General features: G+C 37.6%; 10 protein-coding genes and 1 pseudogene. 2 read left to right on the forward strand and 9 right to left on the reverse strand.

The window, feature by feature from the left end; genetic code table 11:
• Positions 1-23: 23 nt before the first annotated feature.
• A complete protein-coding gene (locus NYR60_RS04355) occupies positions 24-2,876 on the reverse strand; it encodes a TonB-dependent hemoglobin/transferrin/lactoferrin family receptor (RefSeq protein ID WP_279467911.1) in 2,853 nt (950 codons plus the stop codon).
• A 65-nt stretch (positions 2,877-2,941) separates the two neighbouring features.
• Positions 2,942-3,460 (reverse strand): heme utilization protein HutZ, encoded by a 519-nt coding sequence (gene hutZ, locus NYR60_RS04360; protein ID WP_279467912.1) that lies wholly within the window; start codon positions 3,458-3,460, stop codon positions 2,942-2,944.
• Between the two features lie 225 nt (positions 3,461-3,685).
• On the opposite strand from hutZ, the gene NYR60_RS04365 reads away from it, so the two are divergent.
• A complete protein-coding gene (locus NYR60_RS04365; protein WP_279467913.1) occupies positions 3,686-4,147 on the forward strand; it encodes a pyridoxamine 5'-phosphate oxidase family protein in 462 nt (153 codons plus the stop codon).
• A gap of 25 nt (positions 4,148-4,172) precedes the next feature.
• Here the strand turns inward: NYR60_RS04365 and NYR60_RS04370 are convergent, their stop codons facing one another.
• The 6 genes and pseudogenes from NYR60_RS04370 to NYR60_RS04395 form a co-directional block, all read right to left on the reverse strand.
• A complete protein-coding gene (locus NYR60_RS04370; protein ID WP_279467914.1) occupies positions 4,173-4,916 on the reverse strand; it encodes a TPR domain-containing protein in 744 nt (247 codons plus the stop codon).
• Between the two features lie 2 nt (positions 4,917-4,918).
• Entirely contained in the window at positions 4,919-5,317 is a 399-nt protein-coding gene (gene nrfF / locus NYR60_RS04375; protein ID WP_279467915.1) for a heme lyase NrfEFG subunit NrfF, read from the reverse strand.
• A complete protein-coding gene (locus tag NYR60_RS04380) occupies positions 5,317-5,850 on the reverse strand; it encodes a redoxin family protein (protein ID WP_279467916.1) in 534 nt (177 codons plus the stop codon). The genes nrfF and NYR60_RS04380 overlap by 1 nt, the downstream gene beginning before the upstream one ends.
• A 19-nt stretch (positions 5,851-5,869) precedes the next feature.
• Positions 5,870-7,764 (reverse strand): annotated as a pseudogene (gene nrfE / locus NYR60_RS04385) (heme lyase NrfEFG subunit NrfE).
• Between the two features lie 160 nt (positions 7,765-7,924).
• Positions 7,925-9,817 (reverse strand): monovalent cation:proton antiporter-2 (CPA2) family protein, encoded by a 1,893-nt coding sequence (locus NYR60_RS04390; RefSeq protein WP_279467917.1) that lies wholly within the window; start codon positions 9,815-9,817, stop codon positions 7,925-7,927.
• Between the two features lie 24 nt (positions 9,818-9,841).
• On the reverse strand, positions 9,842-12,364 hold the full coding sequence (locus NYR60_RS04395; protein ID WP_279467918.1) for a class I adenylate cyclase: 2,523 nt from the start codon (positions 12,362-12,364) through the stop codon (positions 9,842-9,844).
• Positions 12,365-12,628: 264 nt separating this feature from the next.
• Between NYR60_RS04395 and fabB the strand changes: the two genes are divergently transcribed.
• Complete coding sequence (gene fabB, locus NYR60_RS04400) at positions 12,629-13,846, forward strand: beta-ketoacyl-ACP synthase I (protein WP_279467919.1); 1,218 nt, start codon at positions 12,629-12,631, stop codon at positions 13,844-13,846.
• A 169-nt stretch (positions 13,847-14,015) separates the two neighbouring features.
• Here fabB and NYR60_RS04405 read toward each other — a convergent pair whose 3' ends face one another.
• A complete protein-coding gene (locus NYR60_RS04405) occupies positions 14,016-15,341 on the reverse strand; it encodes an MFS transporter (protein ID WP_279467920.1) in 1,326 nt (441 codons plus the stop codon).
• Positions 15,342-15,369: the final 28 nt, after the last annotated feature.

Here is a 15,369-nt window from a genome sequence, read left to right on the forward strand (position 1 = left end):
CAATAACTTATCGGGCATTTTAATTAGAAAGTTACCTCTGCACTTAACTTAAAGTTTCTTCCGGGAGAGGTAAAACGATTTAATCCTTTACCTGTTGCTTGATTAATCAAGTTACTCGTACCAAACGGACGAATTGAACGAACAGATTCCCAAGTCAGATATTTGCGATTCTGTAAATTATAAACACCTGCTTGTAAGGTAACGTTTTTCCACGGCTTAACATAAGCAATCATATCTAATAAGGTGTAAGCACCGCTACGCCATTTTAAGTAACTGTCTTTTGCCTTTTCTTCGCTATGATACATATTGTAAGTATCTTCCGCCTTCTTCGCACTTACACGGGTAACATACATATCAACCCCGAATTTATCTTCCGGATGTACATAACCTAAACCAAACACAGAAGTTCTCGGTTGAATCGCATTTAGCGGTAAATTACCTTCCATTTTTCCTTTTTGATAAGTGTATTTATAACTTGCGTTGAACCCATCTAAGACCTGCCATAGCTGACCGAGGTTCAATTTAGAATTAATTTCCAAACCATTCACCTTCGCATCTTGGCGATTTATATTTTGGTAAATCTGATAAGGCCTTGCCGTTGCACTACCACCAAAAGCATTTACTAAATTTTTAGGACCAAGATATTTCAAATCAATAAAATTATCATAATTTGTTTTAAAATAACTGGCTGTAATAAAACCTAAATCGTTATGAATAGTTAAAGCTACCTCTTTGGTTTTGGCACGCTCAGCTTTTAAATTTACATTCGGTAATACCGTAAAATCCGGATGCTTAAAGGTAAAATAAAGCTCATCGGAAGTTGGTGCTCTAAATCCATTTGCATATTTTAGTTGCACACGAAAGAAACTAAATGGATCAGCCGTTGTTGCTAGTGAATAAGAATGTTTTTGATATTTCACATTACGTGATAAATATTTAATGTTTTCTTCCGCATTTTGGCGAATCTGCTCATTTGAGGGATTATTCGGTAACGGTATAAAAATACCTTGTAACATATCATTCGGAATCTTCGCCGTTTTACCGGCAATATATTGAGGCTTATATCGAATATGATCATAACGATACCCTAAATCAAAACTAAAATAGTCATTCACTTTTACATTATCCGCAAAATATAACGAGCTATTTTTTGCTTCAACTGGAATTAAAAATGAAAAAGTATCTTGATTAGGACAAAGTAAACCGTTCCATTGATCACTTCCCGAAGCATTACTACAAGTAATCGCTTCCTCTTCCCCATTCTTAAAGTAATTTGTTTTTACGCCTAAAAAACGTCTTGCCCACCATTGCGTATTTCCCGTAGCACTAAAGCCACTGTGATTAACCATTTTCTTCTCTGTTTGATTATATCTACCGCCATATTCAAAAGAATGGTCTTGACCAAATAACAAGATATTTTTAGTTAAATCTAAATTAATTTGCTTAGTTTCAGTATCTAAATCTCGTTCTGAATAAATATTCTCCGTATAACCTTTACTACTTGGAAGCAAAACACTATAAAAATCCTGTTTACGAGTAAGCGTAGCAAACTTATGTCCCTTTTCGTTAGTATATATCTTATTAAGCTTTACCTCGCCAAAACGAATTGAGTTATCATAACTTTTTTTATAAGCGGTAATCGGTGAGTTACAATCGAAGGCATTACAATCAAACCAATAATCGTTCACTAACTCTAGACCCTCAGTATAAGTGCCTTTTGAGTCCGTGATCATTGTTAGTCCTGATGATGGTTCAACACTTAATTGTGGTGTCTTACCATCTCTATCGACGACTTTACCGTCTTTTAGCTGTAAATCAGCTAAATTTTCCGTTTCTTTGCAATGCTTTCCATCACAATAATCGTCTATTCTCGCTCTGTTCTTAATTTTCTGAGTAGAATAAGTCAGTTTTAGGCTATCCCATAATGGATTGATGCTAAAGTTTTCATATACAAACGCATAATTTTGACGCTTGCTTTTATCATTCGTATGACGTAGTTCATATTCATCAGCATCGATATATGTAGTAGGTTTTAAAGTATAAGAAAAATCGTGACCTCGATTTTTCTTTTCATATAGATCCGCCACTACGCTAAAACGATGATTCTCTGACGGAGAATAACCGAATTTAACTAAGGTACTCTCTTTTTTAATGGCATAAGGATCGGTTTTTTCTCGTTCTTTCCCCTGTAAATTGCCGTTTGCTGTCTTATAATCATAATTCTCTAGTTCATGTCCGTCACGCCAAGTTTTTAGTGCTAGAATATCGAAATTTTTATAACGACCGGCAAACGTAAGTGAATTTGCTTTTTGGTTATCCGCACTTGAATAACCAGCTTTATAACCAAAGTGGTAATCTTTTTCCGTTAAAAAGTCACGAGCATCTTTGGTTTCAAACATTACCGCTCCGCCTAAAGCACCGCTACCGACACGTACAGAATCTGCACCTTTGCGAATAGTCGCTTGTTTTAATGTTTCAATTTCTACTGAGTTACGCGTATTATTAAAGTTACCGTACCCTTCAAATAATTCTTTAAATCCTTGAGATGAAAGCGTTTCCGCTTGATGTAAGCCATCTACAGTAATGGCAACACGGTTCTCATCAACCCCTCGTACTGTATAACCGCTACTACCCATACGTCCTGTTTCAACTACTGTCACACCGGTTTCATAACGTACTAGATCTCGAGAGTCTTGCACCTGTTGTTTAGCAAGTTGTTTTGCAGATTTTTTGATTTCAGAAATTTTTTGTTGCTGAAGACCCTCTTTAACGATAATAGTATCTAACTGGATTTGTTCTTCTGCTAATGCAATGTTGTATTGTAAAACACACAATGTTGCAACAGACAGATTAAAGCGAAAATTAATCACAATCATTCTCCTTTATGTGAGATAAAAAACTGTGCTAATCAAACTAGCACAGTAAATATTTCGTCATATATTTATTCTGTTTTATGCCCTTCATCTAAGTGAACAAAATTCACTAGATCATCGGCACTTACTTCAAATGCTTTGCCAAAACCTTTCACAAAAAGACCTTGTATAGGTTTAAAGCTAAATAATTTAAAATCTTTCATTTTTGCAAGCTCATCAATTAAATCACCATGGCGAGCTTTTAGTGCTTTTAAACCACTTTCCCATTCTTCTCCCTCACGCTCAATTAAACGTGAACTCGCATCAAAAGTTAAACGGCGACGTGCAAAAATTTGGCGACTTTTAGCTTCATCATCAATCAACATTAATGACACTTTCGGAACTTCCATTAAGTTACGAGCATGACGTGCAATCGTCGAAATAAGCACTTGATATTCACCATTATTAATGACAAAAGGTGCATAACTCACATTCGGCTTACCAGCTTTATCTACCGTTGAAAGCACAATAGTCTGAATACTTTGTTTTAATTCTTGAATTTCAGGTCCTAAACGATTTTGTAGTACGTCTTGGCGATTTGTGGTCATAAGATCTCCTTTTAATTAAATTTATTAATATTTTATATTTATTACAAATAAAAACCATTCTTAATTATATTTATCTTATTACGTTTAGCAACCCATAAAATTGTAAATTTTGACATTACACCAACAAAAAATAACATTATTGATTGCAAACAATATAAAACATTATAAATTATGCTATATTAAATCACATAAGACTGACTAAACTTACATTATTGGGGAGGAGAAATGCAAAGACGTATCACTAATATTCTCCATAAGAAATATCTATGTACTATCTCTGGCTGTGAAAATAATCAGCCTTGGTCATTTATTTGTTTTTATAAATTCGATCCGGAATATGATCGTCTGATATACCTCACATCTAATCAAACTAAGCACGCTCAAATCCTATATAAAAATCCTTGTATCTCTGGAACAATTTATACTCCGACACGTTTTCATTCCTTATTACAAGGCATTCAATTTTTAGGAAAATCTTATTGTTTAGAGGGCGAATCCGCTCAAAATGCAAGGAGAATATATAACAATGCTTTTAAGCCCTATACAGATGACTCATTGGATATTTGGGAAATTCAATTAGAACAAATTAAACTAATCGATCATTCATTAGGAAGATACGGAAAGATGGAATGGAAAAAAGGAGATCCGGAAAACAGTGATGAGTACCAAATGATTCAAAGTAGATAAAAAGGGGAGCAATTGCTCCCTTAAACTAATTCAACATCTCTTTTGCAGTTTGAATACTATAAATAATCGCTTTACGATCAATAGCATCATTATCACTATCTAACACTTTACGCCAGAAATCTATTGCTTGTTGGTAATTTTTCTTAGCATAGGCATCGGAAGCCAATAAAAGTAAACTTGAGCTTTCTTTAGCATCCACTTTCAAGGCTTTATCAATCCATTGTTGTGCTTTTTCCGATAAATTTTTATGGTTAGCATAATATTCGGCAGTAGCCATCGCACCAAGTATTGATGCCTTTTCCCCTAATACTTTTTGAGCATTATCATAACAAACTAATGCAGAATCAAAATCATTATTCAGTGCATACGCTTGACCTAATTCATACCATAAATCGCCATTATTCGGATTTTCTCGTAAACGATCCTGTAAATTAGTTATATAACGATAATTCTTCTGTTCTTTATCTTCCAATGCAGTTTGTACCTGAAATGCTTGGTGCATTTGTGTACCGGTTCGGACAATTTGATAACGATCTGTTTGCCAATAGATTAAAGTTGTAACTACACCCAATAATACCAACAATCCCAGTGTGGCAAGCGGTCGTTTTTGAGTGATATTTTCCAAACGATGACTCTTTTGCATTTGTTCAAATTGGTAACGATCTTGCGTTTCTGCTAAATATTCTTGCTTCAGATCCACTGAATAAGATTCCGCAAATTTAACCGCTTGCTGATAATTTTGTTGATTAAACTGATCTCTTGTTTTCATTTTTATTTACGTTTTTTAGTTCGCCACACTATCGCACTCAGTAAAATTAAACATAAACCGAGCGGGATACCCCATAACGCCCAAGTTTGCGAATTAAACGGCGGTTTATAATTTACAAAATGTCCAAAACGCTGTGTCATAATTTGAATAATTTCATCATCGCTTTTACCTTGATTGACCATCTCATAGACTTCAAGCCGTAATTTATATGCTGTTGTTGCATTAGATTCGACTAAATTCTGATTCTGGCACTGAGGACAACGTAAGGATTTTGCTAAAGCAACGGCTCGTACTCGGTCAGCTTCATTGTGGAATTGAAATGTATCCACCATTTCTGCTTTAAGAGGCATACTGAATATAAGCGGTAAAATTAACGTCATTTTTTGCAAAAACTTAATCATTATTTTTCCTCTCGCAACGCGTTCAAACGAGGTAAAAAGTCTTTTTCAAAATCAGGGTTATAGCCTTTTTGCTGATAACGGACAATGCCGTGTTTATCAATTAAATAACTGGAAGGTGCTGAAGATACTTTTAAAGTTTGAATCAAAAAACCTTTTTCGTAATCATCAATAATCAATGTAAACGGATTTCCCCATCGCCCTAGTGCCTCTCTCGCATCATTCGGTTGATCCGAATAGGTTAATCCGACAATAGGTACACCTTGCTCTTTTAGTTTTAATAAAATCGGAAATTCTTTGATACACCAAGTACACCAGCTTGCCCAAACATTCAAAATATAAGGCTCTTTCGGCAAACTGTTATTATTAATATGTGCATTATGATCCAACAGACTTTTTCCGACAAATTCCGGGAATGGCTTATCTCGCCAATCTTCGGTAGGTGATAAAGCATCTTTATTCATTAAAGGCACAGTCAAAAAACCGACTAATGCAACCAGTAATAACAAAGGTAAAAACAAAAAAACTTTTTTCATATTCATTCCACCATCTCTTTTATCTACGACGATAACCGAATAAAGCTAAAATAGAGGCTAAAACCATTATGATTCCGCCTAGCCATAACGCTCTCACATAAGGTTTATAATGTAAGCGGAACGCATATTCAAGATTGCCGAATTTATCGCCCATCACAATATAAATATCATCTAAACCGTGGTGATATAAGCCTACTTCCGCCATCGTCATGGTTCGAATATCGTAATAACGACGCTCTGCGACTACTGTCGACAATAACTTATCCGATTTACTGATCGAGAAAATCGCATTTTCAGACGTATAGTTGGCACCGATCCCATCTTGATAATCTTCATATTTGAAAGTAAAACCAGCTAATTCTGCTTGTTGTTGCGGTTTTAAACGTACGCCAATTTCATCGCCATAATAACTATTCATCATGGCACCGATGACACAAATGGCAAAACCGATATGAGCCAAACGCATTGCAAGCGGTCTAATTTGTAATAATTTTGCCGAATATGGAATGTGAGTCACAATAATCCAAACTGCAAGGCTCATAAAAATGGTTGGTAATACTTCTATCTGATGTAATTTTGTTTGAGAAATCGTATGCTGAACCAGTAACAAGGAAACGCCAATCGCAACAGGTATTAACCACAATCTCAACATAATCTGTTTCAGCGGAACTTGTTTCCAACGTAATACCACCGCCAATCCCATTGCGATCATCAATAACAATGCCAATGGTGCAAACACATTATTGAAATAAGGTGCACCGACTGAAATTGATCCCCAATCCATGGCAGTAAAAATCATCGGGTAAAATGTACCAAGTAATACAGCGCAAGCTGCCACACTCAATAAGCCATTTAAGAGTAAAAAAGCAGTTTCTTTTGAAAAGAATTGAAATTTTACTTCGCCTTGCCATAGGTTTACACGGAAAGCAAATAAGGCTAGAGCAATAAAACTGAGGCTGAAAAAAGAATCAGTAATGCCATTCCTCTGTCCGGATCAACCGCAAAAGCGTGAACTGAAGTTAATACGCCGGAACGAACAATAAATGTGCCTAATAAACTTAACGCAAAGGCAAAAATCGCCAGTAAAATTGTCCAATAACTAAAAATACCGCGTTGCTCACTCACTATCAGGCTATGCACTAAAGCCGTGCCTAATAACCAAGGCATTAATGAAGCATTTTCTACCGGGTCCCAGAACCACCAGCCCCCCCAGCCAAGTTCATAATATGCCCACCACGCACCGAGTATAATGCCAGCGGTTAAAAATCCCCAAGAAATCATTGTCCAAGGACGAATCCAACGAGTTATTGCCGCATCTAACACCCCATCCATTAAGGCCGCAACAATCATCGCAAAACTTATCGCAAAACCAACATAGCCTAAATAAAGTAACGGAGGATGAAAGATCAACCCGACATCTTGTAGCATTGGATTCAGATCACGACCTTCCGGCGGTGGTGGGAAGCTACGCTCAAATGGATTCGATACCAGTAGAATAAACAGCATAAAGCCAAGGCTGATTAGCCCTAGCATTGCTAACGTTCTATTAATAAATAAGCGGTCTGATTTATCGGAAAATAAGCAAAATACGCCAGTCCAAAGTGTCAATGCCGCCAACCAAAACAGCATCGATCCTTCATGTCCGCCCCAAGTCGCTGCGAATTTAAAAAAATCAGGTAGCTGACTATTAGAGTGTTGTGCAACATAAATAACCGAAAAATCATCGCTTAAAAAAGCGTAAGCAAGTATGCCGAAAGAGAGTACACAACTAAAAGTCTGAACATAGCTTAGCAACATATTATATTGAAGTAAGGTAGCCTTTTTTGTAACCTCACCCAACAATGATAATCCCACTTGGCTAACAGCTGCCGCTGCCGCTAAAATTAATGCAAAATAACCCAACTCCGGGAGCATAAAAACCTACTACAATAAATAAAATAACCTTGCAAAAATATTTGCAAAAATCACCGCTTAAGATCACAGAAGATTAATCATAAAGATTTGTTACGGCTATGTAAACGAAAAGGGCGACCAACTCGCCCTTGTAACAAAAAGTTTTGATCAAACACGACTTTTAATCGATAGGATTTACAGTGACATCCTTTGATTGGTTTTCAACCGGTTTATCGTTTTGTTCGCCATCCGCTAAGATTTCTGCAGCGTGTTCATTTAACGCTTCAGCTTCCTGCTGTGGCTGAACAAACGGTTTTGGTGTGAAATATTTGCGAATCAACTCAGCTGAAGTGCCATAAATCAATTCTTCTTTAAAACGGGCTTTATCTAGTGAACGAACACTTTCAATCACTTCGTTTGCCTCTATTTCATCAATCCCCAGTTTGACCATTGCCGCTTTACTCAATAACAATGCTGATTCAAAAGTTTCTCTAATTTGAAAATCCACGTGCAACTTGGTCAGCTCAATGGCACTATGACGGTCATAAGTACGGGCGAAAATTGGTGTTAATGGAAATTCTTGTTTAATTTGTTCAACAATCAAGGCACTTCTTGCTGGATTGTTAATTCCTAACACGACACAATCTACTTTGGCTAAACCACTTGCTCTTAATACATCTAAACGCGTACCATCACCATAGTAAACCTTAAAACCGAAACTGGCTGCCGCTCGAATACGGTCAGTATTAGAATCGATCACGGTGACGGTAATACCCCTTGCTAACAACGTTTGACACACAATTTGGCTAAAACGCCCAAATCCGATCACTAATACGTTATTTTCTAAATCTTCCGCAATTTCGATGCCGGTCATATTCAGGGTTTCTTGGCTTGCTTTACGAGTCATCAAACGTTGCACCAACAATACCACTAAAGGCGAAATCAGCATCGATACAATGACCGCAGCAGTAAAGGTCGCTTGCTGATCTTCATCTAATAGCCCAGCCGTAGCTGCTGCGGCAAATAGCACGAATGCAAACTCACCGCCATGTGCCATAATTGACATTCTCATCATTGCTTCCTGATGAGTTAAACGAGTTAATCTCGCCACTAAATACACAACCAATGCCTTACCGCAAACGCATAGAGCCACAATACTTAACAACCAAACTAAATCATTGAAAACAAAATTCAGATCGAGCGACATACCGACACCCATAAAGAATAAGCCGAGTAATAAGCCACGGAACGGTTCAATATCCGCTTCTAATTGATGACGGAAAGATGATTCAGATAAAATAACGCCTGCAACAAAAGCCCCCATCGCCATAGAAAGTCCGCTCATTTCCATTAATAATGCCGCACCTAATACCACTAATAATGCGGCGGCAGTCATCATTTCACGCACTTTTGCTTTTGAAATCATTCGGAATAATGGATTCATAACCCATTTACTACCGACAATCAGAATAATAACGCCGATTACAGCAATCCCGATCGAGGTCAGACTGGAAGTTTGTTCTTGACTTGCCTGTTCCGGTGCTAAAAATGCAATAGATGCCAATAACGGTACAATCGCTAAATCTTCAAATAATAATGTCGAAACAATCCTTTGCCCTTTTAAGGTACTAGCAATCCCTTTATCTTCTAACATTTGCATCACAATTGCGGTAGAAGATAATGCAAAACCTGCCCCTGCTATAAAAGCAACCTCTGGCGATAGTTTCAAAATATAAATACCAGCAAACGTCAGTAACGTACCGCAACTGGCAACTTGTAAGAATCCTCGTCCAAAAATCGCTTTACGCATACTCCACAATAATTCAGGGTGCATTTCCAAACCGATAATAAAGAGGAACATGACCACCCCTAATTCGGCTAAATGGACAATAGCTTGTGGATCTTGAAATAAGCCTAATACGGAAGGGCCGATCAAACAACCAGCGACTAAATAACCGAGTACGCTGCCCAAACCAATTCGTTTAAAAAGCGGAACAATCGTTATACTGGTTGCGAGGAGTGCAACTATTTTTCCTAACTCTGAATTTGCTAAATGTGCAATATCTATCGACATAAACTTTCCAAAATAAATTAATCACTATCGTTCTTGAGATTGTTGCAGATATTCTCGATGTTGTTTGCTTTGAAACGGTACAATCTGTATTTCATCATTCATTTTTATCAGCTGATAAAATTGAGGAAAGTTAAAACTTTCCGATTCGGCACTCTGATTATATTTTCCCGTATGTATTCGATTAATTTCTCTTACTTTATCTTCCTTAGCACCAAAACAATTGTAATAGCTTTCTAACGCATTTTTTTCATCAAGAATATAGACGTTAAAGCTCCCATCCGAATTATCCTCAAAAAAGAACTGTAAAAATCCTTCACTTGCAAATTCCTCTATCGTTTTAGGAAAGCTGGAAGTCACCTGCGGTGATTGTTGACTCACGTTGGTGTGAGCAAAATCTTGCTTAAATTCAACCGCTTGTTCTTCTATTTGCTGAATATCTACTTTCTGTCTACCAAAAATAAATTGCCACGTTTTTCCGGCGACTCTCAAAGTATCTAAACGTTGTTTAGGTAAAATAGTGCCAGTTTGGATCGTAATACATTTATGCACCAAATCCGCAATAGCATCTCGTAGCTCGCTATTTAAATGTCGGCTATAACAGAATACATTGACCGATTGCGGAGATGCGGAACTACGATAAATTTTATTCGAAATCAGCTTCAACGCTTTTAAAATAGCATCATCGCCCTCAAAATGCTGAGTGCGAATTTCATTCCATAAATTGCGATAAATAATACTCACGCTTCCGACCAAACTTTGCTGAGTAGAACCGAAATTAAATAAATCGCTTGGCTGAACTGCTCTCCGTGTCTTGACTAATCTTTGTGTTGGATCATTGACTAAATTAATAGCGAGAACAAGATTACGAATTTCATTCGGATGCAATAAGTCTTCATCTGACATTTCTGGTGCTTTAACTGGAAATGATAAACGTAAATCGGTAATAAACTGGCGTAAACGAGATAGCTCTAGACTACGGCTAACGAGATGTAATTGCGTATTCGAAGTAATCACGCCGTTAAAATACCCCCAAGCCACCAATTTAGTGAGATTCTTACCATGTCTAACGTAACGGTGTACCGAATCATAAGGGCTTTTCGGTGCTTGGTTGATCATATACCAACCTGCTTGCATTGCAGAACCTTCTCGTACCTCAATAAAAGTGACCGCATTTTCCGCTAAATTATGGGCAATTTGCGGATTAATCAATGGTACTTTTCCTGGTAAGATCTCAAATACGGAATAAAGCTTACGCATTAACGTATCTATATCACTGGTTAAAATGCTCGGATCAATATGAAATTTACGGGCAAAATGAATTAAATTACGATAACTTTGCAACAATTGCTCAACGATAATTTGTTGATGAGTAACCGCTTGTTTAATTTTCCAACTTTGCCGATTATCTAATAAATTCAGTTCTTGCAGATTCCAATTCCAACCATCAATTAATTCTCTCAATACCTGTGTTCGCCAAGTTTCCGTTTTTTCACCTTCACTCGCTTTCACATAAAAGCACATCCGTAAACGAGAAAGCCTTAACATTTCTTTTCGTTCAGTTAGATAATCAGTAACTTGTTCCAACATTGCTAAATAAGGATCAAAATGATATGTACAAGCAGACGATCCTAATAATTTTTGCTTAAACTGTTTCGATATTAAATTGGTTTGCGGATAAGTATCCGCATAACTTTCAAGCAATAAAATTTTGATTGCCGATTTATAAGGACAGTCAATACCTTTATAAAGCTGCCAAAGGCTTGCTCCAAAAAATTCATTGGTGGAAAGTGAGGAAAAATCCCCAAAATCGATCCATTCTTCTGCATTAAAAGCATCGGAAGCTAAATATTTTTGGTATAAGCCATCAGGTAAATGTTGCCAGAGTAAACGCTTGCCAGCCATACGTATCGTAGAGCGATAAAACTCATCTAACAGGAAATAATGCTGTGCCGATCCACTATGTTCTTCACTTAACTCATCATGATATAAATGTGCCTTAAAGTGAGTCGGATTCATTAAATAGAAGTTAATCTCAACCTCAAAACTTTTTGCCCATTGCTTAATTTTTGCCAATTTCTGTTCTATCAGTTGATATTCCATCGCATTTAATCGATCAGAATAACATAACCATAAATCAAGATCAGAAAGACTAGTTTGTGTAATTGAACCGGTACTTCCCATTGAATAAAGTGCATCAAAGGCAGGACTATCTTCAAACTCTAAAGTACAACTCACAGGCAAAGACATACCAGAAAGATACTGCTTCTGATATTCGGATAATGCAAAATGAGCAATACCGCTCGGCACATTCTTCGTATATGCAGGTAATTCCGGGATATTTGTATGGATAAGAAGAGGTAAAAGGGAAAAAACGTGCTGGAATCGTGAATTATTGGCAGTTAAAGCACGCTTAATTCTAAAATCATTAAGTACATCAACACGTGAAATGCTATGCGATAATAATACCGACCAATCGGTATGTTCTGAAAAAAGAGTATCAGATAAATCAAGATTTATCATGCTTGCTGATAACTGTAACGTTTTCACACTTACTCCTTTATCGTACATAAAAGTGTGATCAATGTAACATTTTGATAAAAAAAGTAAAGCTACCCATAAAATAACTTTTGACATCTCACAAACATTCCCGAAAAACAGCTCGGATCAGAATATAAACTTGTATTAAAACAGTTCAGACAAGTAGCAAAATCGTGTAAACTACTCAAGTTTTAGCTACTTACTTTGATAAAAAAGTGTAAAGTGTAAGCTGAATGTTATATCTCATTAATTTATTATGATGAAGGAAACAAAATGAAAAGAGTCGTTATCACTGGTTTGGGTATTATTTCTAGTATCGGTAACAATAAAGAGGAAGTTTTAGCTTCATTAAAAGAAGGCAAATCAGGTATCGAATTTGTTCCTGAATTCGCAGAAGTTGGTATGCGTAGCCAAGTCGCAGGCACAATTAAATTAAATCCTGCTGAACTAATCGATCGTAAAGTCTATCGTTTTATGGGCGATGCTGCAGCATATGCTTATCTTTCGATGAAAGAAGCGATCGAAGATTCAGGTTTAACTGAAGATCAAGTATCAAACGATCGTACCGGTTTAGTAATCGGTGCGGGTACCGGCTCAGCGCACAGCCAATTAGTAGCTTGTGATGCGGTACGTGGCCCACGTGGCGTGAAAGCGGTTGGTCCTTATGCAGTAACCAAAACAATGGCATCAAGTGTATCGGCATGTTTAGCAACACCATATAAAATCCGTGGTGTTAACTATTCAATCAGTTCTGCGTGTGCAACTTCAGCTCACTGTATCGGTCACGCAATGGAATTAATCCAATTAGGTAAACAAGACGTAGTGTTTGCCGGTGGTGCAGAAGAACTGTCTTGGGAATGTGCAACTGAATTTGATGCAATGGGTGCAGTTTCAACCAAATATAATGACACGCCAACAAAAGCAAGTCGTGCTTATGACGCAAATCGTGATGGTTTCGTTATCGCAGGTGGCGGTGCGGTTGTTGTCGTTGAAGAATTAGAACACGCTCTTGCTCGTGGTGCAAAAATCTACGCTGAGATCGTAGGTTACGGTGCAACTTCTGACGGTTATGATATGGTTGCACCAAGCGGTGAAGGTGCGGAACGTTGTATGAAACAAGCACTTGTAACAGTCAATAGCGAAGTGGAATACATTAACGTACACGGTACTTCTACACCGGTTGGTGATGTAAAAGAGTTAGGTGCAATTAAAAACGTATTCGGCGATAAAAACCCTGCGATTTCATCAACAAAATCAATGACCGGCCACTCTTTAGGTGCAGCAGGTGCACACGAAGCCATCTACTCATTATTAATGTTAGATAACGGCTTTATTGCACCAAGCATTAACATCGAAACCTTAGACGAACAAGCGAAAGGCTTAAATATCGTAACAGAGCGTCAAGACAAAGCGTTAACAACCGTAATGTCTAACAGCTTCGGTTTTGGTGGTACGAATGCTTGCTTAGTATTCCAAAAATATAATGGCTAATCACCACCCCATATAAAGTAAAAAAGTGCGTTTAATACGCACTTTTCTCTTACCTCAAGCAGTCAAATTCTTCAGATTTTTTGCAAAATTTTGAGAGAATTTGACCGCTTGTTATTTATATGAAAAACAAGGCTCCGATACGGAGCCTTTTTTCTACCTAAAATCAAATTTACGCTTTGGTTAAATCTAGGTCTTTGGTTTCTTTTGACATAAATAATGCAATTAAGGTTAATACTGCATTTGCCGCAAGGTAGATCCCGACACCTAAAATGCCATAAGTTGCGTTAATTTTAATTGCGAAAGTTGCGGCTACAGTTGCACCAACAATCGAAGCAAAATTATAAGCAAGTGATGCACCGGAATAACGTACTTCGGTCGGGAATAGCTCCGGCAATAATGCCGCCATCGGACCGAAAGTGAACCCCATTAATGCCATACCTACAACAAGGAAAGCAAATACAGAATATGGCGTGCCGTTTGAAAGGAATAACGGCATTGCTAAACCGAAAATGCCCATCGCAAAAGTGACCCATAACAAAAACTTACGGCGACCGACTTTATCGGCTAAAAGACCTGAAATACTGGTAAATGCACCAAAAACGATCGCACTTAATAGTAACAAACCGGTAAAGGTATTCGGCTCAATACCGAGTCCCATAGGATGGCCAGCATCAGAAAGTTTTGCCGGCGTTCTTGAATACACTTGTGCAAAAGCAGTCATAATATAGAACAATACATAAGTCGCCGTCATAATGAATGTGCCTAAAATCAATGGCTTCATATGATGCTTAAACACAGCACTCACCGGTGCTTTTTGAGTTTTACCTTTTTGCTCCGCTTCACGGAATACATGGCTTTCATGTAATGTTAAGCGAACCCATAACCCCACCATGACTAAAATAACGGAAGAAACGAACGGAATACGCCAAGCCCATTCAACCAACCCTTCTTTTCCCCAGGTGTAACTGACAAGGAAAAATGCAGCATTCGCTAAAAACAGACCAATTGGCGCACCTAATTGTGGGAATGTACCATACCAAGCTCGTTTGCCGTCAGGTGCATTTTCTGTTGCGACAAGCGCAGCGCCGCCCCATTCGCCGCCAAGACCTAACCCTTGCCCAACGCGACATAAACATAAAAGCACTGGAGCCCAAATGCCAATATCCGCATAAGTTGGCAACAAACCAATACAAACGGTTGAACCGCCCATTAATAGCAATGAAGCAACTAATGTTTTCTTACGACCAATTTTGTCACCGAAGTGACCAAATAAAGCCGAGCCAATCGGACGAGCGAAGAACGCTAATGCCAAAGTGGAAAGAGAAAGTAACTCATCCGAAACGGGATCACCACTTTTGAAAAATTGCGTATTAAAAACTAATACCGCTGCAGCGGCATAAATATAGTAGTCAAAAAATTCGATTGCGGTTCCCACCATAGAAGCAATCGCTACTTTTTTAGGATCATTCCTTAAATTTTGTGCTGTGTTAGGCATAAATATAAATCTCATTTAATTGTTATAA

It is taken from the genome of Actinobacillus genomosp. 2, assembly GCF_029773605.1.
In the GTDB taxonomy this organism is placed as follows: domain Bacteria; phylum Pseudomonadota; class Gammaproteobacteria; order Enterobacterales; family Pasteurellaceae; genus Actinobacillus.

What these genes read in the sequence shown, in the direction of transcription:
- NYR60_RS04355 (WP_279467911.1), bottom strand. Translation starts at nt 2,876, where the DNA reads ATGATTGTGATTAATTTTCGCTTTAATCTGTCTGTTGCAACATTGTGT.
- hutZ (WP_279467912.1), bottom strand. Translation starts at nt 3,460, where the DNA reads ATGACCACAAATCGCCAAGACGTACTACAAAATCGTTTAGGACCTGAA.
- NYR60_RS04365 (WP_279467913.1), top strand. Translation starts at nt 3,686, where the DNA reads ATGCAAAGACGTATCACTAATATTCTCCATAAGAAATATCTATGTACT.
- NYR60_RS04370 (WP_279467914.1), bottom strand. Translation starts at nt 4,916, where the DNA reads ATGAAAACAAGAGATCAGTTTAATCAACAAAATTATCAGCAAGCGGTT.
- nrfF (WP_279467915.1), bottom strand. Translation starts at nt 5,317, where the DNA reads ATGATTAAGTTTTTGCAAAAAATGACGTTAATTTTACCGCTTATATTC.
- NYR60_RS04380 (WP_279467916.1), bottom strand. Translation starts at nt 5,850, where the DNA reads ATGAAAAAAGTTTTTTTGTTTTTACCTTTGTTATTACTGGTTGCATTA.
- NYR60_RS04390 (WP_279467917.1), bottom strand. Translation starts at nt 9,817, where the DNA reads ATGTCGATAGATATTGCACATTTAGCAAATTCAGAGTTAGGAAAAATA.
- fabB (WP_279467919.1), top strand. Translation starts at nt 12,629, where the DNA reads ATGAAAAGAGTCGTTATCACTGGTTTGGGTATTATTTCTAGTATCGGT.
- NYR60_RS04405 (WP_279467920.1), bottom strand. Translation starts at nt 15,341, where the DNA reads ATGCCTAACACAGCACAAAATTTAAGGAATGATCCTAAAAAAGTAGCG.